The 26,576-nt window shown below is 66.3% G+C and carries 29 protein-coding genes and 1 riboswitch; of the genes, 20 read left to right on the forward strand and 9 right to left on the reverse strand.

The annotated features are described in order from the left end of the window. Positions 1-73 precede the first annotated feature (73 nt). The 3 genes from queG (at position 74) to GC146_RS07640 (ending at position 2,338) form a co-directional block, all read left to right on the forward strand. Positions 74-1,111 carry a tRNA epoxyqueuosine(34) reductase QueG gene (gene queG / locus GC146_RS07630; RefSeq protein WP_291836697.1) on the forward strand — a complete coding sequence of 346 codons (1,038 nt, stop codon included), beginning with the start codon at positions 74-76 and terminating at the stop codon, positions 1,109-1,111. 54 nt (positions 1,112-1,165) lie between these two features. Next, on the forward strand, positions 1,166-1,354 hold the full coding sequence (locus GC146_RS07635; protein ID WP_291836699.1) for a hypothetical protein: 189 nt from the start codon (positions 1,166-1,168) through the stop codon (positions 1,352-1,354). A gap of 63 nt (positions 1,355-1,417) precedes the next feature. Next, a complete protein-coding gene (locus tag GC146_RS07640; RefSeq protein WP_291836701.1) occupies positions 1,418-2,338 on the forward strand; it encodes a DMT family transporter in 921 nt (306 codons plus the stop codon). A gap of 9 nt (positions 2,339-2,347) precedes the next feature. Here GC146_RS07640 and GC146_RS07645 read toward each other — a convergent pair whose 3' ends face one another. Then, entirely contained in the window at positions 2,348-3,217 is an 870-nt protein-coding gene (locus tag GC146_RS07645) for a branched-chain amino acid aminotransferase (RefSeq protein ID WP_291836703.1), read from the reverse strand. Between the two features lie 144 nt (positions 3,218-3,361). On the opposite strand from GC146_RS07645, the gene GC146_RS07650 reads away from it, so the two are divergent. Both GC146_RS07650 and GC146_RS07655 read left to right on the forward strand, forming a co-directional pair. Next, complete coding sequence (locus GC146_RS07650) at positions 3,362-3,868, forward strand: MarR family transcriptional regulator (protein ID WP_291836705.1); 507 nt, start codon at positions 3,362-3,364, stop codon at positions 3,866-3,868. After that, on the forward strand, positions 3,865-4,566 hold the full coding sequence (locus GC146_RS07655) for a response regulator (protein ID WP_291836707.1): 702 nt from the start codon (positions 3,865-3,867) through the stop codon (positions 4,564-4,566). The genes GC146_RS07650 and GC146_RS07655 overlap by 4 nt, the downstream gene beginning before the upstream one ends. Positions 4,567-4,569: 3 nt before the next feature. On the opposite strand, the gene GC146_RS07660 is transcribed toward GC146_RS07655, so the two are convergent. Beyond that, complete coding sequence (locus tag GC146_RS07660; RefSeq protein WP_291836709.1) at positions 4,570-5,109, reverse strand: hypothetical protein; 540 nt, start codon at positions 5,107-5,109, stop codon at positions 4,570-4,572. Between the two features lie 46 nt (positions 5,110-5,155). Between GC146_RS07660 and GC146_RS07665 the strand changes: the two genes are divergently transcribed. The 6 genes from GC146_RS07665 (at position 5,156) to GC146_RS07690 (ending at position 10,789) form a co-directional block, all read left to right on the forward strand. Beyond that, positions 5,156-6,082: a histone deacetylase family protein gene (locus tag GC146_RS07665; protein WP_291836711.1), complete on the forward strand. Its 927-nt coding sequence runs from the start codon at positions 5,156-5,158 to the stop codon at positions 6,080-6,082. Beyond that, entirely contained in the window at positions 6,079-6,318 is a 240-nt protein-coding gene (locus GC146_RS07670; protein ID WP_291836713.1) for an exodeoxyribonuclease VII small subunit, read from the forward strand. The genes GC146_RS07665 and GC146_RS07670 overlap by 4 nt, the downstream gene beginning before the upstream one ends. 34 nt (positions 6,319-6,352) lie before the next feature. Then, positions 6,353-7,186: a polyprenyl synthetase family protein gene (locus GC146_RS07675; protein ID WP_291838467.1), complete on the forward strand. Its 834-nt coding sequence runs from the start codon at positions 6,353-6,355 to the stop codon at positions 7,184-7,186. Positions 7,187-7,197: 11 nt separating this feature from the next. Beyond that, positions 7,198-9,123 (forward strand): 1-deoxy-D-xylulose-5-phosphate synthase, encoded by a 1,926-nt coding sequence (gene dxs / locus GC146_RS07680; protein ID WP_291836715.1) that lies wholly within the window; start codon positions 7,198-7,200, stop codon positions 9,121-9,123. A gap of 4 nt (positions 9,124-9,127) precedes the next feature. Further along, the gene (locus tag GC146_RS07685; RefSeq protein WP_291836717.1) at positions 9,128-10,051 is read left to right on the forward strand and encodes a restriction endonuclease; all 924 of its coding nucleotides are present in this window, start codon (positions 9,128-9,130) and stop codon (positions 10,049-10,051) included. A 90-nt stretch (positions 10,052-10,141) separates the two neighbouring features. After that, a complete protein-coding gene (locus GC146_RS07690) occupies positions 10,142-10,789 on the forward strand; it encodes a hypothetical protein (RefSeq protein WP_291836719.1) in 648 nt (215 codons plus the stop codon). On the opposite strand, the gene GC146_RS07695 is transcribed toward GC146_RS07690, so the two are convergent. Next, on the reverse strand, positions 10,758-11,612 hold the full coding sequence (locus GC146_RS07695; protein WP_291836746.1) for an SDR family oxidoreductase: 855 nt from the start codon (positions 11,610-11,612) through the stop codon (positions 10,758-10,760). The genes GC146_RS07690 and GC146_RS07695 overlap by 32 nt on opposite strands. A 76-nt stretch (positions 11,613-11,688) precedes the next feature. Here GC146_RS07695 and GC146_RS07700 point away from each other — a divergent pair, with 76 nt between their 5' ends. Then, positions 11,689-12,312: a class I SAM-dependent methyltransferase gene (locus GC146_RS07700; RefSeq protein ID WP_291836748.1), complete on the forward strand. Its 624-nt coding sequence runs from the start codon at positions 11,689-11,691 to the stop codon at positions 12,310-12,312. Here the strand turns inward: GC146_RS07700 and GC146_RS07705 are convergent. From GC146_RS07705 to GC146_RS07725, 5 genes are all read right to left on the reverse strand, one after another. After that, complete coding sequence (locus GC146_RS07705; protein WP_291836750.1) at positions 12,309-12,728, reverse strand: DUF1810 domain-containing protein; 420 nt, start codon at positions 12,726-12,728, stop codon at positions 12,309-12,311. The genes GC146_RS07700 and GC146_RS07705 overlap by 4 nt on opposite strands. Beyond that, the gene (locus tag GC146_RS07710) at positions 12,729-13,508 is read right to left on the reverse strand and encodes a carnitinyl-CoA dehydratase (protein WP_291836752.1); all 780 of its coding nucleotides are present in this window, start codon (positions 13,506-13,508) and stop codon (positions 12,729-12,731) included. It abuts the gene before it with no gap. Beyond that, entirely contained in the window at positions 13,505-15,526 is a 2,022-nt protein-coding gene (locus GC146_RS07715; protein ID WP_291836754.1) for an acetate--CoA ligase family protein, read from the reverse strand. Before GC146_RS07715 ends, GC146_RS07710 begins: the two co-directional genes overlap by 4 nt. Positions 15,527-15,799: 273 nt before the next feature. Further along, complete coding sequence (locus GC146_RS07720) at positions 15,800-16,960, reverse strand: acyl-CoA dehydrogenase family protein (protein ID WP_291836756.1); 1,161 nt, start codon at positions 16,958-16,960, stop codon at positions 15,800-15,802. An 8-nt stretch (positions 16,961-16,968) separates the two neighbouring features. Beyond that, positions 16,969-17,724: a class II aldolase and adducin N-terminal domain-containing protein gene (locus tag GC146_RS07725; protein WP_291836758.1), complete on the reverse strand. Its 756-nt coding sequence runs from the start codon at positions 17,722-17,724 to the stop codon at positions 16,969-16,971. A 207-nt stretch (positions 17,725-17,931) separates the two neighbouring features. Between GC146_RS07725 and GC146_RS07730 the strand changes: the two genes are divergently transcribed. The 5 genes from GC146_RS07730 (at position 17,932) to GC146_RS07750 (ending at position 22,014) form a co-directional block, all read left to right on the forward strand. Next, entirely contained in the window at positions 17,932-19,416 is a 1,485-nt protein-coding gene (locus GC146_RS07730; protein ID WP_291836760.1) for an AMP nucleosidase, read from the forward strand. 157 nt (positions 19,417-19,573) lie between these two features. Continuing rightward, complete coding sequence (locus GC146_RS07735) at positions 19,574-19,849, forward strand: HU family DNA-binding protein (protein WP_291836762.1); 276 nt, start codon at positions 19,574-19,576, stop codon at positions 19,847-19,849. A gap of 87 nt (positions 19,850-19,936) precedes the next feature. Then, the gene (locus GC146_RS07740; protein ID WP_291836764.1) at positions 19,937-20,818 is read left to right on the forward strand and encodes a DMT family transporter; all 882 of its coding nucleotides are present in this window, start codon (positions 19,937-19,939) and stop codon (positions 20,816-20,818) included. Positions 20,819-20,874: 56 nt separating this feature from the next. Further along, complete coding sequence (locus GC146_RS07745) at positions 20,875-21,588, forward strand: cytochrome c biogenesis CcdA family protein (RefSeq protein ID WP_291836766.1); 714 nt, start codon at positions 20,875-20,877, stop codon at positions 21,586-21,588. A 12-nt stretch (positions 21,589-21,600) separates the two neighbouring features. Continuing rightward, positions 21,601-22,014, forward strand: coding sequence for a thioredoxin family protein (locus GC146_RS07750; protein ID WP_291836768.1), 414 nt, complete (start codon positions 21,601-21,603; stop codon positions 22,012-22,014). Here GC146_RS07750 and aroC read toward each other — a convergent pair. Further along, positions 22,011-23,120 (reverse strand): chorismate synthase, encoded by a 1,110-nt coding sequence (gene aroC, locus GC146_RS07755; protein WP_291836771.1) that lies wholly within the window; start codon positions 23,118-23,120, stop codon positions 22,011-22,013. The genes GC146_RS07750 and aroC overlap by 4 nt on opposite strands. Before the next feature lie 113 nt (positions 23,121-23,233). After that, positions 23,234-23,333, forward strand: a riboswitch (TPP riboswitch). Positions 23,334-23,371: 38 nt separating this feature from the next. On the opposite strand from aroC, the gene thiB reads away from it, so the two are divergent. From thiB to GC146_RS07770, 3 genes are read left to right on the forward strand one after another with little or no spacing between them, the layout of a single operon-like run. Further along, positions 23,372-24,361, forward strand: coding sequence for a thiamine ABC transporter substrate binding subunit (gene thiB, locus GC146_RS07760; RefSeq protein ID WP_291836772.1), 990 nt, complete (start codon positions 23,372-23,374; stop codon positions 24,359-24,361). Then, entirely contained in the window at positions 24,337-25,878 is a 1,542-nt protein-coding gene (locus tag GC146_RS07765) for a thiamine/thiamine pyrophosphate ABC transporter permease ThiP (RefSeq protein WP_291836774.1), read from the forward strand. Before thiB ends, GC146_RS07765 begins: the two co-directional genes overlap by 25 nt. Beyond that, complete coding sequence (locus GC146_RS07770; RefSeq protein ID WP_291836777.1) at positions 25,865-26,563, forward strand: ATP-binding cassette domain-containing protein; 699 nt, start codon at positions 25,865-25,867, stop codon at positions 26,561-26,563. Before GC146_RS07765 ends, GC146_RS07770 begins: the two co-directional genes overlap by 14 nt. Positions 26,564-26,576: the final 13 nt, after the last annotated feature.

Genomic DNA, 26,576 nt, shown 5'->3' on the forward strand with positions numbered 1-26,576 from the left:
TGCGGCGCAGGGGGGCTGTCTGCCCCCCGTCCCTGCGGGACTCCCCCCGAGAGTATTTCAGGCCAGAAGAACCATGAGCGCGGCGCTGAAAGAGGCGCTGGCGGCGCAGGCGCTGACGGCGGGTTTTGCGGCAATGGGCGTGTGCCGGCCCGATGCCATTCCCCAAGCGGCGGGGCGGCTGGCGCAGTTCGTGACCCACGGTCGGCACGGGCAAATGGGCTGGATGGCCGAGCGGATGGGATGGCGCGGCGATCCCTCCGCGCTGTGGCCGGCGGCGCGATCGGTGATCATGCTGGCCGAAAGCTATACCCCCGATCACGATCCGATGGCGGTGCTGGACCGGCCCGACCGGGGGGCAATCAGCGTTTATGCGCAGGGACGCGATTACCATGACGTGGTCAAGAAGCGGCTGAAGGCGGTTGGCCGATGGCTGTTGGCACAGGCCCCGGGGGACGAGATCAAGGTTTTCGTGGACACCGCGCCGGTGATGGAAAAGCCGCTAGCGCAGGCCGCCGGGCTGGGCTGGCAGGGCAAGCATACGAACCTGTTGGGGCGGGATATTGGCAACTGGGTGTTTCTTGGCGCGATCTTCACCACGGTAGAGTTGCCCCCCGACAAGGCCGAGGTCAGCCATTGCGGAAGTTGCACGGCCTGCCTCGACATTTGCCCGACGGCGGCCTTTCCGGCACCCTACCAGCTGGATGCGCGGCGCTGCATTTCCTACCTGACGATCGAACATGCCGGCCCGGTGGACGAGGCGCTGCGCCCGGCCTTGGGCAACCGCATCTATGGCTGCGACGATTGCCTTGCCGTTTGCCCGTGGAACAAGTTCGCCGTGGTTGCCCGCGATGCGCGGCTGACGGCGCGTGACGACCTGCGCGCGCCGCCATTGGCCGATCTGGCCGGGCTGGACGATGCCGCCTTTCGCGCGCGGTTCTCCGGCAGCCCGATCAAGCGGATCGGGCGCGACAGGTTCCTGCGCAACGTGCTTTACGCCATTGGCAATTCCGGGCAGGCGGCACTTCGAGGGGCAGCCGCAGCACATCTTGACGCTTCCGACCCAGCCGTGGCCGATGCCGCGCGATGGGCGGTTGCCCGCCTCCGGCAGTGAAACAGCCCGGCTTTCGTGGTATCCTCGTCTTCCAAGCAAAGGGAGGACAATACCATGCGACCCCATCTTGCCGATCATCCGCGCCGGCGTGACGACGAGTTGCGCCTGCGCCGGTTCCTGACGCTGGAACGCCGGGACCTGCGCAATCCGCGCGCCGATGCCAAGCTGCGCGCGACGCGCAACGAGACCAGCCGCGCCGGGCTGAAAACATGGTTCAGGATCGCGCGCGGCCAGCGCGCCTGAGACGAACAGCCACTTTCCCTTGGCTTCACCTCGGCTTAGGCTTGCCCCAGAAAGGGGCTCGTCATGCAGCCGCTGCGCGGGATCACGCTGAAGATCGTGTCGGTCTTCATTTTCGTCACGATGCAAAGCCTGATCAAGGCGTCATCCGGCCATGTCCCGCCGGGTGAAGCCGTGTTCTTCCGCTCGGCCTTTGCGATCCCGGTGATCGTGACATGGCTGCTGCTGCGGGGCGAGATACGGCGCGGCTGGCGCACGTCGAATCCATTGGGCCATGTCTGGCGCGCGTTGGTTGGCACCACCTCCATGGGGCTGGGCTTTGCTGGCCTTGGCCTGCTGCCGCTGCCCGAGGTTACGGCGATCGGCTATGCCTCGCCGCTGCTGGTGGTGATCCTTGCGGCGATGTTTCTGAACGAAAAGGTCCGGGCGTTCCGCCTGTCAGCGGTTGCGATGGGCCTTGTCGGCGTGATGATCGTGCTCACGCCGCGCTTTTCGATCACCGCGGGCCCAATCGGGGTGGAGGAAAAGCTCGGCGCCATCGTGGTGCTGACCTCGGCACTCTTCGGCGCGCTGGCGCAGGTCTTCGTGCGCAAACTGGTGGTCACCGAAAGCACGGCCGCGATCGTGTTCTGGTTCTCGGTCAATGCGGCGCTGCTATCGCTGCTGACGCTGTTCTGGGGATGGGTCTGGCCGACGCCGGCAGAGGCCACGATGCTGGTCCTGGCAGGACTTTGCGGCGGGTTGGGACAGGCGCTTTTGACGTCCAGCTACCGGCTGGCCGACGCCTCGGTCATTGCCCCGTTCGAATATACCTCGATGCTGCTCGCGATCGGATCGGGCTTTTTCGTCTTCAACGAGGTGCCGACCCCCTCGATGCTGTCCGGCGCCGCGATCATCATCGCCGCCGGCGTGCTGATTATCTGGCGTGAACGGCAGCTGGGCCTGGAGCGGACCCGCCAGCGCAAGGCGATGACGCCGGCGGGGTGAGTGGGGCCCTCAGGCCCGCACCAGTTTCTCGTAGCTTTCGGCGATGTCGCGGGTCAGGGCGCCGACCTCGAAGGTGTAGTCGCCGATCTGGCCGACGGGGGTGACCTCGGCGGCGGTGCCGGTCAGCCAGCACTGCTCGAACCCTTCCAGTTCCTCGGGCATGATGTGGCGTTCATGCACCTTGATCTGCTTGTCCTTCAGCATCCCGATGACGGTCTGGCGGGTCAGGCCGTTGAGGAAGGCATCGGCCAGCGGGGTGTGCACCTCGCCGTCCTTCACGAAGAAGATGTTGGCGCCGGTCGCCTCGGCCACGTAGCCGCGATAGTCCATGAACAGCGCGTCCGAGCATCCCTTGGCCTCGGCGGCGTGCTTGGACATGGTGCAGATCATGTAAAGGCCGGCGGCCTTGGCGGCGGTCGGGATCGTTTCGGGCGAGGGGCGTTTCCACTTCGCGATGTCGAGCTTGGCGCCCTTCATCTTGGCGTCGCCGTAATAGTTGCCCCATTCCCAGCCGGCGATGGCCAGCCGCACGGGGTTGCGCCGCGCCGAAACGCCCATGTCCTCGCCCGAGCCGCGCCAGGCGACGGCGCGCACATAGGCATCGGTCCAGCCGTTGGCCTTGAGCATGGCGTCCTTTGCCGCGTCGATCTCGTCAGCGGTGTAGGGGATCGGCATGTCCAGCAGTTCACCCGACTTCAGCAGGCGCAGCGAATGGTCGTGGCCGCGAAAGATCTTGCCGTTGTAGCAGCGCTCGCCCTCGAAGACGGACGAGGCGTAGTGCAGCGCATGTGTAAGGATGTGAACCTGCGCGCTGCGCCATTCCACCAACTTGCCATCCATCCAGATCCATCCGTCGCGGTCTTCATATGATCCTGCCATGTCAGGCCTCCTGATTTGCATTTGTTTCGCCATATAGGTCCGAAACGGACATAATATTGCGCGAACTCGCGGTTTCGCTAGCAGTTGAGTCTTGGAATGTCAACAAGGCTGACGTATCTTGTCCGCAAGGGAAAGGAGGAGACCATGGCCGAGACTTCCGTGCCGCAAGGCGGACAGGCGCTGCTGTTCCTGACCGACGAACAGCTGCGCAAGGGCATCGAGGCGATGTTCTTTGCCTATCGCGGCTTCACCGCTGATCCCGACCGCATCCTGGCTGACAAGGCCTATGGCCGGGCGCACCACCGCGCGATCCATTTCATCCACCGCAGCCCCGGAACCACGGTCAACAACCTGCTCGCCATTCTTGGTGTTACAAAACAGTCCCTCAATCGTGTCTTGCGGACGTTGGTCGAGGACGGTCTCGTGGAAAGCAGGGTGGGCCGCAACGACAAGCGCGAGCGCCACCTGTTCCTGACGCCGGAGGGGGCGGCGCTGGAACGCGAATTGTCCGACGCCCAGCGCGAACGGATGCGGATGGCCTACCGCGCCGCGGGGCCGGTGGCCGTGGCGGGCTTCCGGCAGGTGCTGGAGGCGATGATGGACGAGGAAATCAGGCGCCAATACGAAGCGCTGAGGGATAAAAGCGCATGAAACGGGACGACGCACATCTGCTTATCGTCGATGACGACGAACGCATCCGGGGGCTGTTGCAGAAATTTCTTATCCGCCACGGATTTCTTGTCAGCATGGCGCGCGACGCCGCCCATGCGCGGCGTATCCTGAGCGGGCTGGAATTTGACCTGATCGTGCTGGACGTGATGATGCCGGGCGAGGACGGCATCAGCCTGTGCCGTGAACTCAGGGCCAAGCTGCCGACGCCGATCCTGCTGTTGACGGCGCGGGCCGAAACCGGCGACCGCATCGCCGGGCTGGAGGCTGGCGCGGACGATTACCTTGCCAAGCCGTTCGAGCCAAAGGAGCTGCTGCTTCGGATCAATGCGATCCTGCGCCGCGTGCCCGAGGCCGAGCCGGCGCCAGTCCGGCCCAAGGTGCTGCAACTGGGGCCGATCAGCTATGACATCGACAGGGGCGAATTGCGCCACGGTGATGTGCAAGTGCGGCTGACGGCGACGGAAAGCCAGCTGATGCGCATCTTCTCTGCCAATGCGGGCAGCGCGATCACCCGCGCGCGGCTGGTCGAAGAGCTGAGCCGAGCCGGCGGGCAGACGCAGGAACGCGCGGTGGACGTGCAGATAACCCGCCTGCGGCGCAAGCTCGAAACCGATCCGCGCCAGCCGCGCTATCTGCAGACGGTGCGTGGCGCAGGTTACATGCTGGCGCCGGACTGACGGCTAGGGCGCAATGCCGCATTCGGGCGGCACCTGCGGATCGTCAGCCCACCGGGTGACCGGCACTGCATGCGCACGGGTGCGGAACGTCCGGATTACACCCGCGTGCGTCGCCTCACCCCGCCCGGTCAGCAGGTTAACATCGCAGTCACCGTAATTGGCGGCATCCAGCGTGTCATGCCAGCCATAGGTAAAGCCCGCGACCTGATAGGCGCCCTTGCGGTATACGATGGTCAGAACCTGTCGCCAGCGATCACGTCCCACGCTGTCATTCATCGAGATGACCTGTACCGAACCATTGGCCGCCAACGCCAGCCCGGGCATCTGCCCCGCCATCGCGCCAGCCCAGACAAACCCGGGCGCAACAATTTCCTGCCCCCGGGCCGTGTCGATCCGCAGATCGTATGTGCCGTCCTCGCCGGGGGTCAGCAGGAACGTCTCGTAAGCGCTGTCGCGGTTAAGATCGCTGGTCAGGGTCAGCGGGGCCTCGTCGGCGGCCGCCGCTGTGGCCAGCACGCAGGCGGCAAACGTCAGCTGGCGCATGTTGTCCTCACTTGTCCTTTGTGCAGGTTTTCTGTTCCTTGGGCACATGGCAACTGCTTTGATCACACACCCCGACTGTCTCGGCCATGTCACGCCGCCCGGCCATCCCGAACAGGTCGCGCGGCTGGAGGTGGTGCTGGCGGCACTGGACAACCTTGCGCTGACCCGCGTCAAGGCACCGCTGGCCGCCGAGGACGATCTCTTTCGTCTGCACCCCGCGTCCTACTTGGCCATGCTGCGCAACGAATCCCCGGCTGAAGGCTGGGCCCAGCTTGACGCCGATACCTATCTTTCGCCCGGCTCGCTGGCCGCGGCCTATCGCGCGGTGGGCGCAGTCTTGCGCGGGGTCGACATGGTGCTGGCCGGCGAGGTGGCAAATGCCTTTGCCGCCGTGCGTCCGCCGGGCCACCATGCCGAACAGGCGTTGCCGATGGGGTTCTGCCTGTTCGGCAATGTCGCGCTGGGTGCCAAGCACGCGCTGGACCATCACGGGTTGTCGCGCGTTGCCATCGTCGATTTCGACGTGCATCACGGCAACGGCACGCAGGCGCTGGTCGAGGATGATCCGCGCATCCTGTTCATCTCGTCCCACCAGATGCCGCTTTGGCCCGGCACCGGCGCAGCGGACGAGACCGGCCCGCATGACACCGTGCTTAACGTGCCGCTGTCGCCGGGGACCGATGGCGCGGCCTTTCGCCGGATCTACGAGGGTCAGGTTTTTCCGCGCGTCGATGCCTTCGAACCCGAGCTGATCCTTGTTTCGGCCGGTTTTGACGCGCACATGGCGGACCCGCTGGCAGGGCTGGCGCTGGAGGCCGCCGATTTTGCTTGGGTCACCGGACGGCTTTGTGACCTTGCCGATGCCCATTGCGCGGGCCGCGTGGTCTCGTCACTCGAAGGCGGCTATGATCTGGATGCGTTGGCACAAAGCGCGCGCGCGCACGTGCAGGTTCTGGAGGAAAGAGGCAGATGACAGATACCCCGGTCGACAAGATGAGCTTCGAACAGGCGATCAAGGAGCTCGAATCCGTGGTCGGCCAGTTGGAGCGTGGTGACGTGGCGTTGGAAGAATCCATCGCGCTCTACGAACGCGGCGCGGCACTGAAAAAGCGTTGCGAGGAAAAGCTGAACGAGGCCGAAGAAAAGGTCGCCAAGATCACGCTGAACGCGGATGGCCAGCCCACCGGCACGGTGCCCCTTGACGAATGACCGCTTCCAAGGCGCACTGAATGCGGCCGCATTGGTGACGCAAGGCGCTCTGGAACAGGCGCTGCGCCCGATGGGCGACGGTCCACTTGTCGAGGCGATGCGCTATGCAGTGCGCGGCGGCAAGGGGCTGCGCGGCTTTCTGGTCATGGAATCGGCGCGGCTTCACGGGGTGGGTGTGGAACAAGCCGTTTGGCCCGCTGCTTCGATCGAGGCGATGCACGCCTATTCGCTGGTTCATGACGACCTGCCCTGCATGGACGACGACGCGCTGCGGCGCGGCCAGCCCACCGTACATGTCAAATGGGACGAGGCCGCCGCCGTGCTGGCGGGCGATGCGTTGCAGACCCTTGCCTTCGACCTGCTGGCGCGGCCCGAGGTCGGGCCCTCGGGCGTGCGTGTACAGCTTGTCGCCAATATGGCGCGGGCCGCAGGGGCACAGGGCATGGTGCGGGGCCAAGCCCTCGACATCGCCGCCGAAACCGCCGACGCGCCGCTGACGCTGGAGCAGATCACCGCGCTGCAGGCTGCCAAGACCGGCGCGCTGATCGGCTGGTCGGCCGAGGCGGGGGCGGTGCTGGGCGGCATCAATCCCGGTCCGATGCGGCATTATGCCGGGGCGCTTGGGCTGGCCTTCCAGATTGCCGACGACATACTGGACGTCACGGGCGATGCTGCCGTCGCCGGCAAGGCCCTGCGCAAGGATGCGGCGGCAGGCAAGGCAACCTTCGTGTCGCTGCTGGGCCTCGATGGCGCCAAGGCACGCGCGGCCCAGCTGGTGGACGAGGCTTGTGCCGCGCTTGAAAGCTACGGCGCGCGGGCCGAGACCTTGAAGGATGCGGCCCGTTTCGTTATCGCCCGCCGGAACTGAAAGGGCCCAAGATGACACAACGTCCGCCGACGCCTCTGCTGGACAAGGTGCAGACCCCGGCAGACCTCAAGGGCCTGTCGGATTCCGAGTTGCGGCGGCTGGCCGACGAGCTTCGCGCCGAAACGATCAGCGCCGTGTCGGTTACCGGCGGACATCTGGGCGCGGGCCTTGGCGTGGTGGAATTGACCGTCGCGCTGCATGCCGTTTTCGATGCGCCGCGCGACAAGATCATCTGGGACGTCAGCCACCAAAGCTATCCGCACAAGATCCTGACCGGGCGGCGCGACCGCATCCGCACCTTGCGGCAGAAGGACGGGCTGTCGGGCTTCACCAAGCGGTCCGAAAGCCCGTATGACCCGTTCGGCGCGGCACATAGCTCCACCTCGATCAGCGCGGCACTGGGATTCGTCGTGGCGCGCGATCTGGGCGGCGCGCCCGAGTTCGGCATCGGCGACGCGATCGCGGTGATCGGCGACGGTGCGATGAGCGCCGGCATGGCCTTCGAGGCGATGAACAACGCGGGCCATCTCGGCAAACGCATGTTCGTGATCCTGAACGACAACGACATGTCCATCGCGCCACCCGTCGGTGCATTGTCGAACTACCTTGGGCGGCTTTACGCAGGCGAGCCGTTTCAAGAACTCAAGGCCGCCGCCAAGGGCGCGGTCAGCCTGCTGCCCGAACCCTTCCGCGAGGGCGCGCGCCGGGCCAAGGACATGCTCAAACACATGACCGTGGGCGGCACGCTCTTCGAGGAACTGGGGTTCTCCTATATCGGCCCGGTCGACGGGCACGACATGGAACAGCTTTTGTCGGTGCTGCGGATGGTGCATCACCGCGCCACCGGCCCGGTGCTGATCCATGTGATCACCAAGAAGGGCAAGGGATATGCCCCCGCCGAAGAGGCGCTGGACCGCGGCCACGCGACGGGCAAGTTCGACGTGCTGACCGGCGAACAGGCCAAGGCGCCATCGAACGCCCCCAGCTATACCTCGGTCTTTGCCGAACAGCTTCTGAAAGAGGCCGCGCGCGACCCGATGATCTGCGCGGTGACAGCGGCGATGCCTGACGGCACGGGTCTCAGCCGGTTCATGGAACGCTATGCCAGCCGCTGTTTCGACGTGGGCATCGCCGAACAGCATGCGGTAACCTTCAGCGCCGGGTTGGCCGCGGGCGGGCTGCGGCCCTTTTGCGCGCTTTACTCCACCTTCCTTCAGCGCGGCTACGACCAGGTCGTGCATGACGTGGCCATCCAGCGCCTGCCGGTGCGCTTCGCCATCGACCGCGCGGGGCTGGTGGGGGCCGATGGCGCGACCCATGCCGGCGCCTTCGACGTGGCGTTCCTTGCCAACCTGCCCGGCTTCGTGGTGATGGCCGCGGCCGACGAGGCAGAACTGGTCCGCATGGTCGCCACCGCTGCCCGGCACGACACGGGGCCCATCGCCTTCCGCTTTCCGCGCGGCGAAGGGGTGGGCGTGACCATTCCCGAGGACGCTGAACCGCTGGAGATTGGCAAGGGCCGGATGGTGCAGGAGGGATCGCGCGTGGCCATCCTGTCCTTCGGCACCCGGCTGCAGGAAGTCACGAAGGCCGCCGAGGGGCTGGCCGCGCGTGGCATCACGCCCAGTATCGCCGATGCCCGCTTTGCCAAGCCGCTGGACCGCGACCTGATCCTGCGCCTTGCCCACACGCACGAGGCGCTGATCACCATCGAAGAGGGCGCGGTGGGCGGTTTTGGCAGCCACGTCGCGCAACTGCTGGCCGACGAGGGCGTGTTCGATACCGGGCTGAAGTTCCGGATGATGACCCTGCCCGACACCTTCATCGACCAGTCCAGCCCCGCCGACATGTACGCCACCGCCGGCCTGAACGCCGCCGACATCGAGGCGAAGGTGCTGGAGGTGCTCGATGTGAAGGTTATCGGGAAGAGGGCGTAGCGCGATGATTCCGACTTACGAGATGCTGATGCTGCCGATGCTGAGACTGATTGCAGCCGGGCATACGGAAATGGCGCCATGTCTGCCGAAGATCGCCGCCGAATTTAGTCTCAGCAAGGAAGATCAAGAGCAACTTCTGCCCAGCGGGAAGCAAACGACGCTCGCAAACCGCGCCCATTGGGCACGTCAATACCTGTCGCAGGCAGGGTTGATCGAACCAATCAAGCGCGGCCACTACAAGATCACCCAAAGAGGCAGGGACGTTCTGGCGGCAGGTCCAGCGGAAATCAACAACACGACTCTGTCCGCATATCCAGAATTCCTTGCGTTCAAGAAACGCACAACAAAGACCGACAGTGACGGGGCAAGCAGCTCTGCGCCAACCAACGTCACCTTTGCATCGCAGACACCAGAGGACGTTATTGGACAGGCCTTTTCCGAGATTGACGCGGCGCTCATCTCGGAACTTCTCAACGCCATTTCCGGCGTTTCACCGACAAGGTTCGAACAATTAATCGTCGATCTGCTTCTGGCCATGGGCTACGGCGGGGGCGACCGCGAAATGGGTCAACGCATAGGCAAGTCCGGTGATGGTGGTATCGACGGCATCATTAACGAAGATGCATTGGGCCTGGATGCTGTCTACATACAGGCCAAGCGCTACGCCCCCGACAACAAGGTGGGCCGCCCTGCTTTGCAAGCGTTTGTTGGTTCCTTGACAGGTGAAGGCGCGACCAAAGGCGTTTTTGTCACGACCTCCGATTTCTCGAAAGAGGCTCGCGACTATGTCGAGAAAGTTCAGCAAAGGATCGTGCTGATCAATGGCGACCGCTTGGCGCGCCTGATGATCCAGCACGACGTCGGTGTCCGGTCTCGCAAAACCTATGTGCTAAGATCCGTCGACGAGGACTATTTCTCAGAAGGTTAGACACCCCAGTGACGCAAGGGAACGTTCCGCGCGGTCTGGACGGGCGGCCTGGGCTGCAGGAATGTGCAGCACCGTTCGGAGAACCCCACAATGCGCCCTGCCCTCGTCTATCGCTGGATCGTGTTCCTGCTGGCCGCCTTTTACAGCCTGCGGATGATCCTGTTCGGAGGCTATGATGGCTTTGGCGGGCCATTCCGGTACCTCACGATCTGGGCGCTCTTGATCGCCTTCTTCTCGGCCAGCCGGATGATCGCGCTGGAACAGGGGCGCAGCACGAAACGCTGGGACGGATTTGTCGGCATGACCTCGGTCATCACGGCGATGGTGGTGATGCTGTATTGGCGGCTTTACCTCGCCGATCCGGGGTCGGTGACCGATCATGGCAAGCAGGGCGCGTGGTGGCTGAACGGCTACCTGCACGGAGCGGGACCGGCGCTGCAATGGATCGATGCGGTGTTCATTCACCAGTCGTTTACCCGGCTGCGCGCTTCGGCATTGTGGCTGTTGGGGGTGATCGTGGGCTATGTCGTCTGGATCGAACTGCTGGTCGCGCCGCTGAATGACAGCCCGGCGGGCAGCGTGACCAGCGGAATGCCCTACCCGTTCCTCAACAACCTTACCTTTGCCGGACGGGCGAATTTCTACATCACCAACCTGATCGTGGCCGGGGTGATGCTGGCCGTCTTTGCCACGCTGGCTTGGGCCGTCAGGCGTCTTCGGCGACAAGCAGCGCGCTGAGGCCCGCACGATAATCGGGGTATTGCAGCACCACGCCCAGCTCGTCCTTGATGCGGTCGTTCCGCACCTTCTTCGATTCGGCATAGAAGCTGCGCGCCATCGGCGTCATCTCGGCCGTCTCGAAATCCTCGGCGGGCGGCACCGGCAGGCCCAGCAGATGCGCGGCATGTTCGATGACATCCTCGGGCGGGGCCGGGTCATCGTCGCAGACGTTGTAGACGGCGCCGGGGTTGGGCCGGGCGATGGAGGCGGCAAGAACCTGCGCGATATCCTCGACATGGATACGGCTGAAGACCTGTCCAGGCTTGACGATCCGCCGCGCCGTCCCCTCGCGCACCTTGGCGAACGGGCCGCGACCGGGCCCATAGATGCCGGCAAGGCGGAAGATGTGCAGCGGCAGGCCCAGCGCGGCCCAGTCACCTTCTGCCTGCACACGCGCCTGCCCGCGCGCGGTGGCGGGGTTCAGCGGGCTGTCCTCGTCCACCCAGTCGCCGCCATTGTCGCCATAGACGCCTGTGGTCGAGAGATAACCCACCCACTGGAACTGCCCGGCCCGCGCGGCGATCTCGTCGCGCAGGGCGCGTAGCACCGGGTCACCCTCGGCATCGGGCGCGGCGGAAATCAGCAGGTGCGTCGCCGCATCGAGTGCGGGCAGCATGTTGGCGCCGGGCCACAGCCGGGGCTCTGTCCCTTCGGCCATCAGGGCGGCCAGCTTGTCCTCGTTGCGGGTGGTGCCGATGATGCGCCAGTCGCGCGCTGGCAGCAGGCGCGCCAGCGCGCGCGCCGAATAGCCGTGACCGAAGGAAAGAAGCGTGCGTGTCATGCAACGGTGATGCCGCCGCGCGCGCCAAAGCGCAAGGCAGGTTGACTTGTGCCGCTAGGGGCGCAGCATCGGCGGCATGACAGACAAACCCAGCCTTGAGGGCGCCTATGGCCTGAAGACGCCCGACGACAACCGTCGCCTGTACCGCGACTGGGCCGCGACCTATGACACCGATTTCGTCGCCGCGATGGATTACCGCCTGCCGGTCGCCGTGGCCGAGGCTTTTGCCGCTGTCGGCGCTGGCCCGGTCCTTGATGTCGGGGCGGGGACCGGGGCGGTCGGCATGCTGCTGCGGGCGAACGGGACAGCGCCAGTGGATGGCACTGATATCTCGCCCGAGATGCTGGAGGTCGCAGGGCGAAGCGGAGCCTATCGCCGGCTTTTCGAAGGCGACGTCCTGGCCCGGCTCGACGTCGAGGACAGTTCCTATTCAGGCATCGTCAGCGCGGGCACCTTCACGCTGGGCCATGTCGGGCCCAACGCCCTGACCGAACTTCTGCGGATCGCCGCGCCCGGCGCGCTTTTCGTGCTGTCCATCAACACGCAACATTACGTGCGGGCCGGTTTCGCCCCGGCCCTTGCCGCGCTGTCATCGCGGATCGACAGGCTGAGCCTGCCAGAGGTGCCGATCTACGGCCCCGGCGCCACCGGCCCGCATGCCGCCGACCGGGCGTACGTTGCCACGTTTCGCAAACGTTAACCGCGGGTCAGGGCATCCAGCGTCACAGGACAACGCTGTCCGTCATGAAAGGCGTCAAGCACCGCCGCAAAGACCGGATCGGCACCCGGCACCGCGGCAAAAAGCGTGGCACAACTGCGCAGCTTCATCGCGTCGACCGTGCCAAGGATCGCCTCGGGCGGCGTACCCGCATGGGTCAGCATTAGCTTCATCATCTCGGTCAGGCGCGGGCCCAGCACCGGATGGCCAAGGTATGCCGACGCCTCGTCCAGATCGGCAAGACCGAACCGCTTGGCCATGTCCGAGCGGCCGAGAATCGCCAGTTGCGGAAAGATGAACCACATCCAGTGGCTGGTCTTGCGCCCGGCACGGATCTCGTCCCGCGCCCGCTGATAGACGCCCAGCTGGGCTTCAACGAAGCGCTCCAGACCGGCCATTCACCGCCCCTTCCAGACCGGATCGCGCCCTTCTGCAAAAGCGCGCGCGCCTTCTTTCTGGTCCTCGCTGGAATAAAGCCTGTCGACCGTGGGCAACTGCCGCTTGGTAATGCGGTTCAGGGCATCCTGAAACCGCATGTCCTCGGCCTCGCGCACCACTTCCTTGATCGCGGCGTAAACCAGCGGCGGTCCAGAGGCGAGCAAACGCGCAAGGTCCCACGCCTTCGGCAGCAACTCCTCTGGCGTGGTGATCTCGCGCAGAAGGCCCCAGCGCAGGGCCTCTTCGGCGTCAAACCAGCGCCCGGTCAGCAGCAGGTCCATCGCGACATGGTAGGGAATGCGCTTGGGCAACTTGATGCTGGCCGCGTCGGCCACCGTGCCGGAGCGAATCTCCGGCAGGGCAAACGTGGCATTGTCGGAGGCCAGGATCAGGTCACACGACAGCGCCAGTTCAAGACCCCCGCCACAGCAGATGCCGTTGACCGCGCAGATCACTGGCTTGTTGAGGTTCGGCAGTTCCTGCAGCCCCCCGAAACCACCCACGCCATAATCGCCATCCACCGCGTCGCCCGCGGCGGCCGCCTTCAGGTCCCAGCCGGGACAAAAGAACTTGTCGCCCTCGGCGCGCAGGATGCAGACGCGCAGGGCATCGTCGTCGCGGAAGGCACGAAACGTCTCGCCCATGATCCGGCTGGTGATCAGATCGATCGCGTTGGCCTTCGGCCGGTCGAGCGTGACCTCGAGGATGGTGCCTTCGGTGCGGGTGCGAATCGGGCTCATGGTGTTCTCCTGATCAAGGCGTCGGCGGCGATGGCATCTGTCGCTGTGCAGATCAGCGGGTTGACCTCGACCTCGGCCACCGCGTCGGCATTGGCCAGCACATGGGATTCGACCGCGCGGATCGCCGCGATGATCGCGGCACGGTTGGCGGGCGGGGCGCCGCGGAACCCGGCCAGCAGCCGCGCCACCTTCAGGCGGTCCAGCGTGACATGCAAGGTTTCATCGCTGGCGGGCAACAGGCAGCTGGCCGCATCCTGCCAGACCTCGGTCAGCGTGCCCCCCGCCCCCAGCGTCAGCACGAATCCATGCGCGGGGTCGCGCACCACACCGACAAGCAGCTCCGCCACAGTGCCGCTCACCATTTCCTCGACAATGTAGCCCGTCGCACCCATCCGCCGCGCCGCGTCCTCTACCGCCTCGGGCGTGGCCAGGTTCAGCACTACCGCGCCCGCCTCGGTCTTGTGCGCGAAACCTTCGCCCTTCAGCACCACGGGAAAGCCGATCTGCCCGGCCGCTTGGACCGCGTCCTCTGGCGTGGCGGCGGGCAGGCGGGCCGGCACTCGCAGGCCATGGGCGGCCAACGCCGCCTTGGCCGCGGCCTCGGTCAGCGTCACCGTGTCACCGGCAGGGCCAAGACGCGGCAGGTCAAGGCCCAGATCGGGCACCTCCCGCTGTACGGCGGCGGCAATCGCGCCGAACGCCTCGTTCAACCCGTTCAGCGGCACGATCCCCGCCGCCAGCAGCCGCGCGGCCACTGCCTCGGGCATGAGTTCCGGCAGCGTCGCCACCATCCCGATACGGCCGCCCGTGCGCTGGCCCGCGCCGATGGCGGCGGCGATGGTGCAGTCCCAGTCGGCATCGTCACAGCGGTCGGCCCGGGGGAAATCGACGATCAGCAGGGTCATGGCCAGATGCGGCGCGACCATGGCGGCAAAGGCATCGGTCATCGCCGGGACATCGCGCCATATATAGGTGTTGTAGTCGAGCGGGTTGGCCAGCGCCACGCGGGGGCCGAGCGCCGCAAAAAGCCCCGCGCGCTGCGCCTCGGTCAGCGGCGGAAAGGCAATGCCGCGCCCCTCGGCTGCATCGCCCGACAGGCTCGCCTCGCCGCCCGAACAGCTGATCGTGGCGATCTCGGCCGAGGGCAGCGGCCCGCAGACATGCAAGAGCTTCAGCGCCTCGAGAAAGGTCGGCAAATCGTGCACCCGCGCGATCCCCAGCCGGTCCAGCAGCGCCTGCGCCCCGGCATCGCCCCCGGCCAGCGAGGCGGTGTGCGAGATCGTCGCCGCCCGCGCCGCCGCCGACCGTCCCACCTTCAAGGCCACCAGCGGCACGCCCCGCGCACGGGCCTTGCGCGCCAGCGCCTGCCAGTCGGCAAGGTCACCGAAGCCTTCGACATGCAGGCCGATCGCGGTCACGCGCGGATCGTCCAGCAGGTCGGCGGCGATGCGCGCCTGGCTGGTCTGGGCCTGATTGCCGCAGGTGACGACATAGCCGATTGGCAGGCCGCGCTGCTGCATCGTCAGGTTGATCGCGATGTTGGAGGATTGCGTCAGGATCGCCACGCCGCGGTCCACCCGCGCCAGCCCGTGCTGGTCGGGCCAGAGAACGGCACCGTCAAGCGCGTTGATCAGGCCATAGCAGTTGGGCCCAAGGATCGGCATCTCGCCCGCCGCGCGAAGAAGGTCGGCGTTGCGCGCCGCGCCATCCTCGACCTCGGCAAAACCCGCGGCAAAGCACACCGCCCCGCCCGCGCCAAATGCCGACAGCGCCGCCACCGCCGGGATCGTCGCATCGCGGTTGATGCCGATGAAGACGGCATCGGGCGGCGCCGGCAGGTCCTCGACCCGCTCCACGACGGCGCGCCCGGCAATCTCGCCCCCCTTGGGGTTCACGGGCCAGACCGGCCCGGCAAAGCCGATCTTGTCCAGCTGCCCGATCACCGCGCGCCCCCAGGCGCCGCCGCCGATCACAGCGACCGAGGCCGGGCGCAACAGCCGAGACAGGTCGCGCGTCATGTCCGCCCCGCGTGCCGCGGGCCGGAGGCCTCCGGCGGGAGTATTTCACGCCAGAAGAAGCAACGGTTTGTTAAGGTTAATCCCCCAGGATGAATGCACGGTACAGGCTGGAGAGCCGATGACCGTGCCAGGAGAAGCCCCCCGTCGCCTGTCCGGCGCGGGGGGTGGACCGCCCCGCTTCTTCTGGCCTCAAATACTCCGGGGGGAGTCGCGCGGCGCGCGACGGGGGGCTGGCCCCCATCCCCGCCCGCACCGGGCGCAAGATGGCGCATGTCAGGCCCCCAGCGGTCGCAACAGGTCACGGCTGATGATGTGGCGCTGGATCTCGGAAGTGCCGTCCCAGATCCGCTCGACCCGCGCATCGCGCCAGAACCGCTCCAGCGGCAGGTCGTCCATCAGGCCCATGCCGCCGTGGATCTGGATCGCCCGGTCGGTGACACGGGCCAGCATTTCGGAAGCATAAAGCTTGGCACTCGCGATCTCGCGGTTGGCAGGCAAACCCTTGTCCAGCCGGTCGGCGGCGGCCAGCGTCAGCAGGTCGGCCGCGTCGATCTCGGTCACCATGTCGGCCAGCTGGAAACTGACGCCCTGGAACTTGCCGATCTTCTGGCCGAACTGCTCGCGTTCGGCGGCATGGCCCAGCGCCAGGTCGAAGACCCGCCGCGCACGGCCTACCGCCATGGTGGCCACCGTGATGCGGGTGGCGTAGAGCCAGGTATTCATCACCTCGAACCCGCCATCGACCTTGCCCAGCACCTGCGCGTCGGGCAGGCGGCAATCGTCGAATTCGAGGATCATGTTCTTGTAGCCGCGATGGCTGACGGACTTGTAGCCGTCGCGGATGGTGAAACCCGGCGTGCCTCGATCGACCAGAAACGCGGTGATCCGCTTTTTCGGGCCCCGCTCGGTCTGATCCTCGCCGGTGGCCACGAAGACGATAACGAAATCGGCGTGATCAGCCCCCGAGATGAAATGCTTGGTGCCATTGAGCACCCAGTCACCCCCATCGCGCCGGGCCGAACACTTCATGCCGCGGATGTCCGAGCCTGCGCCGGGCTCGGTCATTGCCAGCGCGTCCATCCGGTCGCCCTGCACCGCCGGGACAAGGTAGCGGTCCACCTGCTCGCCTTCGCAGGCCATCAGGATGTTCTGCGGCCGTCCGAAGAAATGCGTCAGTGCCATCGAGCCGCGGCCAAGCTCGCGCTCGACCAGCGCAAATTCAAGGTGGTTGAGGCCGGCACCGCCAACCCGCTCGGGGAAGTTGCAGGCGTAAAAGCCCAACTCCTTCGTCTTGCGCTTGATCTCCTGCGCGATCTCGTGCGGCACCTCGCCCGTGCGTTCGACCAGTTGCTCGTGCGGATAGATTTCGTTTTCCACGAAGCTGCGGACCGTGTCCGCGATCATCCGATGTTCGTCTGTCAGTCCGTAGTCCATGTCGGTCGTCAACTCGCGTAATTGCTGCCTTCGTCGTCGAGGATGGCCTTGATCTCGGCAAGGTGGCGGATGTCCTGCTCGGGATAGGCCTCAAGCTCTGACGCGGTCTTTTCGGCCACGTCGTCGGGCAGGATGCGCAGTGGCCGGCCTGTCTGCAAGGCGCGGATATAGGTCTCGGCCGCGCGCTCGAAGTAGTAGAGGCGGTTGAAGGTCTCGGCGACGGTCGCGCCGATGACCAGCACGCCGTGATTGCCCATCACCATCACCTTCTTTTTCGGGTCGCTGAACTGCGCCGCACAGCGTTCACCCTCATCCTCGAAGGCGAGCCCTCCGTAATGATCGTCGATCACGATGCGGTTGTAGAAGGTGGCGCAGTTCTGGTCGATCGGCGGCAGGCGGCTGTCGGCAAGGCTGGCCAGCACGGTGGCAAAGATCGAATGGACGTGCATCGCGCAGCGTGCATGGGGCACGTGGCGGTGGATCGCGCCGTGCAGGCCCCAGGCCGTCGGATCAGGTGCGTCTGGTCCTTTCAGCGTATCGGGATCATCGGCATCAAGCAGCAACAGGTCCGAGGCGCGGATGCGCGCGAAGTGCCGCTGGTTCGGGTTCATCAGGAACCGCGTGCCCGCCGGATTGACGGCCAATGAAAAGTGGTTGGCCACGGCCTCGTGCATGTTCAGCCGGGCGGTCCAGCGAAAGGCGGCGGCAAGATCCACCCGTTCAGCCCAGAAATCCATGTTCGGGCGTAGTTGCGAAACACTCATGTCATCCTCCTGTTGCGCGTATTAGGGCATGACGCAGGGACCCGTGCCTAGCGCGAAAACGACACGGCCGCCGGGGTGCGGGGCTTGAACTCGCCCGCGAGATGATAACAATTGGTCCATGGAGCCATCCGCATTCCCTTCCCCGCTTTTCCGCCCCGCCGTGCGCCGCACGGATGACGGGCCGCGCGCCTGCGCCAAGGACACGATATGAACGCCGCCGACCCCAAGCTTGCCCTTATCACGCCCGATGTTCCGGCGCCCGAGGCCTTTACAGACCCGGCCGCCGCCGTTGCCCGGCTGATGGCGCTTTATGATGGCGCGACGACCTTTCTGCGCGCGCGCTTCTCCGAAACCATCAGGCAGGGGCGGCCCACAGCGCGTTTCCGCGCCTTCTACCCCGAGGTCCGACTGACGACGACCAGCTTCGCCGCAACCGACAGCCGGCTGTCTTTCGGCCATGTCGCCGTGCCCGGCACCTATGCCACCACCATCACCCGGCCCGATCTTTTCGCGGCCTACCTTGAACAGCAGATCGGGCTCTTGATTCAGAACCACGGTGTGCCGGTGGTGATCGGGCCATCGGCCACGCCGATGCCGGTCCATTTCGCCGTTGCCGGCGACGAAGCGTTGACCGTGCCGCAGGAGGGCGCGCTGGACTTCATCCTGCGCGATGTCTTCGACGTGCCGGATCTTTCGACCACGCACGATGACATCGTCAACGGCATGGGGTTCCAGTATCCCGACGGCGCGCATCCACTGGCACCCTTTACCGCGCAGCGGGTGGATTATTCACTGGCGCGCCTCAGCCACTATACAGCGACCGCCGCCGACCATTTCCAGAATCACGTCCTGTTCACCAACTACCAGTTCTACGTGGACGAGTTCGAGGCCTATGCGCGCAACGTGCTGGCCGATCCCGACAGCGGCTATACCGCCTTCGTGGGCCCGGGCAATACGCAGATCACCGGCCCGGACGAGGTGCTGGAAGGGCCGGCCAAGCTGCCGCAAATGCCGACCTACCACCTCAAGCGGAAGGGCGGGCAGGGCATCACGCTGGTCAACATCGGTATCGGCCCGTCAAACGCCAAGACCGCGACAGACCATATCGCGGTGCTGCGGCCGCATGCCTGGCTGATGGTCGGGCATTGCGCGGGCCTGCGCAATTCGCAGCGGCTGGGCGATTTCGTGCTGGCACACGCCTACCTGCGCGAGGACCACGTACTGGACGCCGACCTGCCGATCTGGGTGCCGATCCCGGCGCTGGCCGAGATTCAGGTGGCGCTGGAAGATGCGGTGGCCGACATCACCAAGCTCGAAGGGTTCGAGTTGAAGCGGATCATGCGCACGGGCACCGTCGCCACCATCGACAACCGCAACTGGGAACTGCGCGACCAGTCCGGCCCGGTCCAGCGCCTCAGCCAGAGCCGGGCCATCGCGCTGGACATGGAAAGTGCAACGATCGCGGCGAACGGGTTCCGCTTCCGGGTGCCCTATGGCACTCTTCTATGCGTGTCGGACAAGCCGCTGCATGGCGAGTTGAAGCTGCCCGGCATGGCCTCGGATTTCTACAAGACGCAGGTGGCACGGCACCTGCTGATCGGCGTGCGGGCGATGGAATTGCTGCGCGACATGCCCCTTGAACGCATCCACAGCCGCAAGTTGCGCAGCTTCGAAGAGACAGCTTTCCTCTGAATTGCGCGAATTCCCTCATTTCATGAGGTTTTCGCTTGCATCGGGCGTCATTTGGTTGTGCTTCTAAACCACTTTCCGAGGGATGACGGGTAAAAGGCCCTGAAGATCGGGTTAACAAATGGGGAGGCCTGACATGGCGACAGCTTCGAAAAAACCGATGACCAAATCGCAGATGGTGACGGCAATCGCCGAGCACGCTGGCAGCGACAAGAAAACCGCGTCTGCTGTTCTGGACGCGATGCTGGCGGTCATCACGCAAGAGGTTTCGGCCGGTGGCGCGGTGACGCTGCCCGGCGTTGGCAAGATTTACTGCCGTGACCGCCCCGAGCGCATGGTGCGTAACCCGGCGACCGGCGACCAGGTCCGCAAGGACGCCGACCGCGTGGTCAAGTTCACGATCGCCAAGGCGCTGAAGGAAAGCGTCAACAGCTAAGCGTTACGGCAGACGGCGCGCGGCCTGCGCGCCGCCGGATCGAGATTGGGGCCGTCCATGCCGGGCGGCCCTGTTGCGTGAGGGGACATGGATTTCATTGCCATCGCCATGGGCCTGGCCTTTGCGCTCATGTGGTCCTCGGCCTTCACCTCGGCCCATGTGATCGTGTCCTATGCGCCGCCCATGACGGCGCTGGCACTGCGGTTCCTGATTTCGGGGCTGCTTGGCGTCGGCATTGCCCTTGCGCTGGGCCAGCGTCCGCGGCTGACGCGGGCGCAATGGCTGGCCACCGTGATCTTCGGGATCAGCCAGAACGCGCTTTACCTTGGACTGAACTTTGTCGCGATGCAGACGGTGCAGGCCTCGCTGGCGGCGATCATCGCCTCGACCATGCCGCTTTTGGTGGCCATTGCCGGCCGGCTTGTCCTGGGCCAGCAGTTACGGCCGCTGGGCGTGGCTGGCATCCTTGCGGGCATGGTTGGCGTCGCTCTTATCATGGGGGCCCGGATCGAGGGCGGGGTGGACCTGAACGGCGTCTTGCTCTGCGGTATCGGTGTGCTCAGCCTGACTGTGGCGACATTGACGGTGCGCGGCGCAACGTCCGGCGGCAACCTTCTGATGATCGTCGGATTGCAGATGCTGATTGGCTCGGCCGTGCTGTGGCCTCTGGCACTGGGGTTCGAGACGCCGAATATCACCTGGAACTGGCAGCTGGTGGTGGCCTTTGCCTATACCACGCTGGTGCCGGGTCTGGGCGCCACCTTTCTGTGGTTCCTGCTGGTGGGGCGCATCGGGGCGCTGCGCGCGGCGACCTTCCACTTCCTCAACCCGTTCTTCGGCGTCGCCATCGCCGCCGTCATCCTGCGCGAGGCGCTTGGCCCGCTTGACGTGGTTGGGGTGATCGTGGTCGCAGGCGGCATCCTTGCGGTGCAACTGTCGCGCCAACCCGCCGCGCCTACAGCAAAGTGAAGCCCTGTAACGCGAATCCCGGCTGACGACGGGACGGGTGCCGCTACCATTGGTACATGGAACTGATCCTTGCCTATATCGCGGGCCTGCTGACGCTGATCAATCCCTGCGTCCTGCCGGTGCTGCCCATCGTGCTGGCATCAAGCCTGCAGTCCAACCGCCTTGGCCCGCTGGCCCTGACGGCGGGGCTGGCGCTGTCCTTCGTCGCCTCCGGCATGATCGTGGCCGCCTTCGGCCCCGCGCTGGGCCTCGAGTCCGACACGGTGGCGCGGGCGGGCGGGCTGGTGATGGCGGCCTTCGGCCTTGTCCTGCTGGTGCCACGGCTGCAGGCGGGCTTTGCGACCGCAACGGCGGGACTGTCGGCCGGGGCCGATGCCCGGATCGGCAGGAAAGAGCGCGCTGGGCTGACCAGCCAAGCGCTGGGCGGCGCACTTCTGGGGCTGGTCTGGGTGCCCTGCGTTGGGCCAACGCTGGGCGGGGCCATCGCGCTGGCCGCGACAGGACGGAACCTTGCTTGGGCCGGCGCCATCATGGCGGCCTTTGCGCTGGGTGTGGCAACGGTGATGCTCGCCTTGGCCTACGGCGCACAATCCGCGCTGCGCAGCCGGCGCGACGCGCTGCGGCGACTGGCAGGCCGGGCAAGGCCCGCGATGGGCGCGGCCTTTCTCCTTGTCGGGGCAGCGATCTGGTTTAACTGGTTGCCCATCGCCGAGGGCTGGCTGCTGGATCATACCCCCATCTGGATGCAGGACCTGTCGGTCCGCTACTGAACGGAGACCACCATGCAAAGACGCACCTTCCTGACGCTCGCCGCTGGCGCGGCTCTTGCCCCCGCCGTGCTGCACGCTGATCCGATCCCCTACACGCCCGGGCTGGTTTACAAGGAACTTGCCGCGGGCAAGACCGTGTTCGTCGATTTCTACGCGACGTGGTGCACCACCTGCCGCGCGCAGCACCGGGTGATGGACCGGCTGAAGGCCGAGAACCCGGCCTATGAACAGCAGATCACCTTCGTGCAGGTCGACTGGGACACTTACAAGGATGACAAGCTGAGGCATGACCTGCAGATACCGCGCCGCTCCACGCTGGTGGTGCTGAAGGGCAGCATGGAACTGGGCCGGATCGTCGCCGGCACGGACGAGGCGCAGATCAAGGCGCTGTTCGATACCGCGCTGGCGGCCGCGACGGGCGCCTAGGCCGGGCCGATCCGCCCGCGCTGGCCGCCGGTCTGGCCGCGGTCCAGCAGGATGTGGTCAAGGATCACGCAGGCCATCATCGCCTCGCCCACGGGCACGGCACGGATGCCGACACAAGGATCGTGCCGGCCCTGCGTCACCACCTCGGTCGGCGTGCCGTCAATACGGATCGAGGCGCGGGGAGACAGGATGGAACTTGTCGGCTTCACAGCGAAGCGCACCACCACGTCCTGCCCGGTGCTGATCCCACCCAGGATGCCGCCGGCGTGGTTGGATGAATATTCCGGCCCGTTCGCGCCCATGAAGATCTCGTCGGCATTGTCGCGCCCGGTCAGGGCGGCCGCCGCCATCCCCTCGCCAATCTCGACACCCTTGACCGCGTTGATCGTCATCATCGCCGCGGCAAGATCGCTGTCGAGCTTGGCATAGATCGGCGCGCCGATGCCCGCAGGTACGCCGCGGGCCACGACTTCGATGATAGCACCGACCGAGTTGTGGTCCTTGCGGCGCAGGAAATCGAGGTAGTCTTCCCATTCGGCGGCCACGGCCGGATCGGGGCACCAGAAATCGTTTTGGTCGATCGCGTCCCAGTCGAACCGGCTGCGGTCGATCGTCTTGGCGCCCATCTGCACCATGTAGCCCTTGACCTGCACCTGTGGCGCGATCTGGCCCAGCACCGCGCGCGCAACGCCACCCGCCGCCACCCGCGCCGCGGTTTCGCGGGCGGAAGAACGCCCGCCGCCGCGCGGATCGCGCAGGCCGTATTTCTGGTGATAGGTGATGTCGGCATGGCCGGGTCGGAACGTCTGCGCGATGTCGCCATAATCCTTCGACCGCTGGTCGACGTTGCGGATCATCAGCTGGATCGGCGTGCCGGTGGTACGCCCCTCGTAGACGCCCGACAGGATTTCCACTGCGTCGGGCTCGCGCCGCTGGGTGGTGTTCTTGTTCTGCCCGGGGCGGCGCTTGTCCAGCCATTGCTGGATCATCACCTCGTCCAGCGGCACCCCCGGCGGACAGCCATCCACCGTGGCGCCCAGCGCGGGTCCGTGGCTTTCGCCCCATGTGGTGAAGCGGAACAGGTGACCGAAGGTGTTGAACGACATCGCGGGGGGCTCCCTTTGCAAGGGGCAATAACGTTGCCGTCCTTGCGCCTCAAGCCCTAACGGGCGCAGCTCAACCACCCCCCTTGTTGCCGCGCCGCCGTTGGTCTAGCTTCGGATCCACCTCGGGGTGCCCCACAGGGCTGAGATGCGTAACGCGGACCCGTTGAACCTGAACCGGTTAACACCGGCGGAGGGAAGGTAGGGATCCTCTCTATTCTCCTCGTCCGTCCGGCGCATGTGGAGAAGATGAGATGAAGAAAATCCTCACCTTGGCCAGTGTCGCGGGGCTTTGCCTGATCGCCCAAGCGGCTGTGGCAGATACCCCCGTTCTCACGGTCTATACCTATGACAGCTTCGCCGCCGACTGGGGCCCCGGCCCGCAGATCAAGTCCGGCTTCGAAGAAACCTGCGGCTGCACGGTAAAGTTCGTGACGGCCGGCGACGGGGCCGCGCTGCTGTCGCGACTGGAGCTGGAAGGCGCCGCAGGCAGGGCCGACGTGGCGGTGGGGCTGGACACCAGCCTTATCGCGCGGGCCCGCGAAACGGGGCTGTTCGCGACGTCGGGCGTCGGCGAAAGCTATGACATGCCGGTCGCGTGGGACGACCCGGTCTTCGTGCCCTTCGACTGGGGCTATTTCGCCTTCGTGGCCAACAAGGGCGCGCCGGAGGTGCATTCTTTCAAGGAACTGGCCGCCAGCAACATCAAGATCGTTATCGAAGACCCGCGATCGTCCACGCCGGGGCTGGGGCTGCTGTTGTGGGTCAAGAAGGCCTATGGTGACGGCGCGGCAAAGATCTGGGCCGATCTGGCCGACAACATCGTAACCGTCACGCCGGGCTGGGACCAGGCCTATGGCCTGTTCCTCAATGGCGAGGCGGATGCAGTGCTCTCCTACTCAACCTCGCCCGCCTATCACCTGATCGCCGAGAACGACCCCTCGAAGGTCGCCTGGACCTTTGACGAGGGGCAATACATGCAGATCGAGGTCGCCGCGCGCATGGCGGCCAGCAAGCAGCCCGATCTGGCGCAGAAATTCCTGGCCTACCTGGTGTCGGACAAGGCGCAGGCGGTGATCCCGACGACGAACTGGATGTATCCGGTCGTGATGCCGAAAGAGGGGCTTCCCAAGGGGTTCGAAATGCCGGTCGCGCCCGACAAGGCGCTGCTTATGTCGCCCGACGAGGCCGCGGCGGCGCGTGACGGGGCGCTGGAAGAATGGCGCACCGCGCTGTCGCGCTAGGCCCGCTGCGCTGGACCGGCACCGCCGCGGCGGTGCTGGTCGTGGCGTTGGTGCTGGGCACGCTGGCGGCGGTCGCCAGCCGGGCGGGCAGCGGCGCGGCACTGGCCTCGGCCGACGTGGCGGCGGTCCTTTTCACCCTGCAACAGGCCGCCGTTTCGGCCGTGCTGAGCGTGGCGCTGGCGGTGCCGGTGGCCCGCGCGCTGGCGCGGCGGCGGTTTGCGGGGCGGCGCGCACTGGTCGCACTGATGGGCGCGCCGTTTATCCTGCCGGTGATCGTCGCGGTGTTCGGCCTGCTGGCGATCTTCGGGCGGGGCGGGCTGCTGAACGCGGGCTTGGGCGCACTGGGCCTCGGCCCGGTCTCGGTCTACGGCTTCGGCGGCGTGGTGCTGGCCAATGTCTTTTTCAACCTGCCGCTTGCGACGCGGTTGATCCTGCAAGGCTGGTCCGCGATCCCGGCCGAACGCTTCCGTCTGGCCGCGACGCTGAACGCGCCGGTGGGACGGCTGCTGGAGCGGCCGATGCTGCGGGACGTGCTGCCCGGTGCAGCGCTGGCGATCTTCCTGATCTGCCTTGCCAGCTTCGCTGTCGCACTGATCCTTGGCGGCGGGCCGCGCGCCACGACCGTCGAGGTCGCAATCTTTCAAGCGCTGCGGTTCGATTTCGACCCGGCCAAGGCGGCGCTGCTGGCGCTGGTGCAGGTGGCGCTTTGTACCGTGGCGGCCGGGTTGGCGGGGCTTGTGACGGTGCCCGCTGCCTTTGGTCCGGGGCTGGACCGGGTGCCAGCGCGCTGGGACGGGCGCGGACGTGGCGCACGGCTGGCCGATGGCGCAGCAATCGCGCTGGCCGCGGCTTTCTTGCTGGCACCGCTGGCGATGGTGGTGGCGCAAGGGTTCGTGGGCCTTGGTCAGCTGCCGTTGCAGGTCTGGCCCGCCGCACTGCGCAGTCTGGCCGTGGCCCTGTCGGCGTCAGTGCTGGCAGTCGGATTGGCGCTGGCGATGGCACTGCGCGGCGGCGCGCTGGTGCAGGTGGCAGGTGTGCTGCCGCTGGCCAGTTCCGCGCTGGTCATGGGAACGGGCCTTTTCGTGCTCAGCCACGGCTGGCTGGACCCGGGACACATCGCGCTGCCAGCCACTGCGCTGGTCAATGCGGCGGCAAGCCTGCCCTTCGCCTTCCGCGCGCTCGCCCCCGCCGTGGGCCGGATTGAGGCGGCGCACGGACCACTCGCCGACACGCTTGGCCTGACAGGGTGGCCACGCCTGCGCTGGCTCTACCTGCCGCGGCTGCGCGGCGAACTGGGCTTTGCCGCCGGGCTGTCGGCGGCGCTATCTGTTGGTGACCTCGGAGTTATCACGTTGTTTGCCGGGCCGGATTCCGCCACGCTGCCGCTGGTGATGTATCGGCTGATGGGCAGCTACCGGTTACAGGCCGCTGCCGGCGTGGCGCTGATGCTTCTGGCAATGGCCCTTGCGGTGTTCTGGGCCTTCGACCGGGGAGGGCGCGGCCATGCTGCGGCTTGAGGCGGTGCGCATCGTGCAAGATGACTTTGCACTGACCGCCGATTTCACGCTGCCCCCTGCAGCGGTAACGGCCGTGCTGGGGCCCTCCGGTGCGGGCAAGTCGACCCTGCTGGGGGCGATCGCCGGATTCGTCGCGCCGGCCGCCGGCCGCATCCTTTGGGAGGGGCGCGACCTGACACCGCTGCCCCCCGGCGCGCGGCCCGTCAGCATTCTTTTCCAGGACAACAACCTGTTCCCGCATCTCGATATCGCCCGAAACGTTGCGCTGGCGATCACCCCCGCCGCAAGGCCGGGACCGGACGTGACTGACCGCGTCCATGCGGCGCTCGCGCAACTGGGCCTGCAGGGCATGGAGGGGCGACGGCCCGGCGCACTGTCGGGCGGTCAACAAAGCCGCGCGGCGCTGGCCCGCGTGCTGGTTGCCGGGCGGCCCGTGGTGCTGCTGGACGAGCCCTTTGCGGCACTTGGCCCCGCGCTTCGCGCGGAATTGCTGGACCTTACCCGTGCGCAACTGTTGGCGGCCGGGTGCAGCGTGTTGATGGTGACGCATGACCCGGCCGATGCCGCACGGATCGCCGATCATGCCATCGTGGTGGCCGAAGGAAAGGTCAGCCCGCCGGCGCCAACCTCAGCCCTGCTGGCCGATCCGCCACCGGCGCTGCGCGCATATCTGGGCCAACCCTGACGCAAAAGGCCCG

The sequence above is a fragment of the Limimaricola sp. genome (genome assembly GCF_016125575.1).
Lineage (GTDB): Bacteria > Pseudomonadota > Alphaproteobacteria > Rhodobacterales > Rhodobacteraceae > WGLM01.

What these genes read in the sequence shown, in the direction of transcription:
- GC146_RS07690 (WP_291836719.1), top strand. Translation starts at nt 10,142, where the DNA reads ATGCGCCCTGCCCTCGTCTATCGCTGGATCGTGTTCCTGCTGGCCGCC.
- GC146_RS07715 (WP_291836754.1), bottom strand. Translation starts at nt 15,526, where the DNA reads ATGACGCGCGACCTGTCTCGGCTGTTGCGCCCGGCCTCGGTCGCTGTG.
- GC146_RS07645 (WP_291836703.1), bottom strand. Translation starts at nt 3,217, where the DNA reads ATGGCAGGATCATATGAAGACCGCGACGGATGGATCTGGATGGATGGC.
- GC146_RS07735 (WP_291836762.1), top strand. Translation starts at nt 19,574, where the DNA reads ATGACCAAATCGCAGATGGTGACGGCAATCGCCGAGCACGCTGGCAGC.
- GC146_RS07665 (WP_291836711.1), top strand. Translation starts at nt 5,156, where the DNA reads ATGGCAACTGCTTTGATCACACACCCCGACTGTCTCGGCCATGTCACG.
- GC146_RS07770 (WP_291836777.1), top strand. Translation starts at nt 25,865, where the DNA reads ATGCTGCGGCTTGAGGCGGTGCGCATCGTGCAAGATGACTTTGCACTG.
- GC146_RS07670 (WP_291836713.1), top strand. Translation starts at nt 6,079, where the DNA reads ATGACAGATACCCCGGTCGACAAGATGAGCTTCGAACAGGCGATCAAG.
- GC146_RS07720 (WP_291836756.1), bottom strand. Translation starts at nt 16,960, where the DNA reads ATGGACTACGGACTGACAGACGAACATCGGATGATCGCGGACACGGTC.
- GC146_RS07710 (WP_291836752.1), bottom strand. Translation starts at nt 13,508, where the DNA reads ATGAGCCCGATTCGCACCCGCACCGAAGGCACCATCCTCGAGGTCACG.
- GC146_RS07730 (WP_291836760.1), top strand. Translation starts at nt 17,932, where the DNA reads ATGAACGCCGCCGACCCCAAGCTTGCCCTTATCACGCCCGATGTTCCG.
- queG (WP_291836697.1), top strand. Translation starts at nt 74, where the DNA reads ATGAGCGCGGCGCTGAAAGAGGCGCTGGCGGCGCAGGCGCTGACGGCG.
- GC146_RS07695 (WP_291836746.1), bottom strand. Translation starts at nt 11,612, where the DNA reads ATGACACGCACGCTTCTTTCCTTCGGTCACGGCTATTCGGCGCGCGCG.
- GC146_RS07750 (WP_291836768.1), top strand. Translation starts at nt 21,601, where the DNA reads ATGCAAAGACGCACCTTCCTGACGCTCGCCGCTGGCGCGGCTCTTGCC.
- GC146_RS07635 (WP_291836699.1), top strand. Translation starts at nt 1,166, where the DNA reads ATGCGACCCCATCTTGCCGATCATCCGCGCCGGCGTGACGACGAGTTG.
- dxs (WP_291836715.1), top strand. Translation starts at nt 7,198, where the DNA reads ATGACACAACGTCCGCCGACGCCTCTGCTGGACAAGGTGCAGACCCCG.
- GC146_RS07650 (WP_291836705.1), top strand. Translation starts at nt 3,362, where the DNA reads ATGGCCGAGACTTCCGTGCCGCAAGGCGGACAGGCGCTGCTGTTCCTG.
- GC146_RS07765 (WP_291836774.1), top strand. Translation starts at nt 24,337, where the DNA reads ATGGCGCACCGCGCTGTCGCGCTAGGCCCGCTGCGCTGGACCGGCACC.
- GC146_RS07660 (WP_291836709.1), bottom strand. Translation starts at nt 5,109, where the DNA reads ATGCGCCAGCTGACGTTTGCCGCCTGCGTGCTGGCCACAGCGGCGGCC.
- aroC (WP_291836771.1), bottom strand. Translation starts at nt 23,120, where the DNA reads ATGTCGTTCAACACCTTCGGTCACCTGTTCCGCTTCACCACATGGGGC.
- GC146_RS07640 (WP_291836701.1), top strand. Translation starts at nt 1,418, where the DNA reads ATGCAGCCGCTGCGCGGGATCACGCTGAAGATCGTGTCGGTCTTCATT.
- GC146_RS07700 (WP_291836748.1), top strand. Translation starts at nt 11,689, where the DNA reads ATGACAGACAAACCCAGCCTTGAGGGCGCCTATGGCCTGAAGACGCCC.
- GC146_RS07655 (WP_291836707.1), top strand. Translation starts at nt 3,865, where the DNA reads ATGAAACGGGACGACGCACATCTGCTTATCGTCGATGACGACGAACGC.
- GC146_RS07705 (WP_291836750.1), bottom strand. Translation starts at nt 12,728, where the DNA reads ATGGCCGGTCTGGAGCGCTTCGTTGAAGCCCAGCTGGGCGTCTATCAG.
- thiB (WP_291836772.1), top strand. Translation starts at nt 23,372, where the DNA reads ATGAAGAAAATCCTCACCTTGGCCAGTGTCGCGGGGCTTTGCCTGATC.
- GC146_RS07685 (WP_291836717.1), top strand. Translation starts at nt 9,128, where the DNA reads ATGATTCCGACTTACGAGATGCTGATGCTGCCGATGCTGAGACTGATT.
- GC146_RS07740 (WP_291836764.1), top strand. Translation starts at nt 19,937, where the DNA reads ATGGATTTCATTGCCATCGCCATGGGCCTGGCCTTTGCGCTCATGTGG.
- GC146_RS07745 (WP_291836766.1), top strand. Translation starts at nt 20,875, where the DNA reads ATGGAACTGATCCTTGCCTATATCGCGGGCCTGCTGACGCTGATCAAT.
- GC146_RS07725 (WP_291836758.1), bottom strand. Translation starts at nt 17,724, where the DNA reads ATGAGTGTTTCGCAACTACGCCCGAACATGGATTTCTGGGCTGAACGG.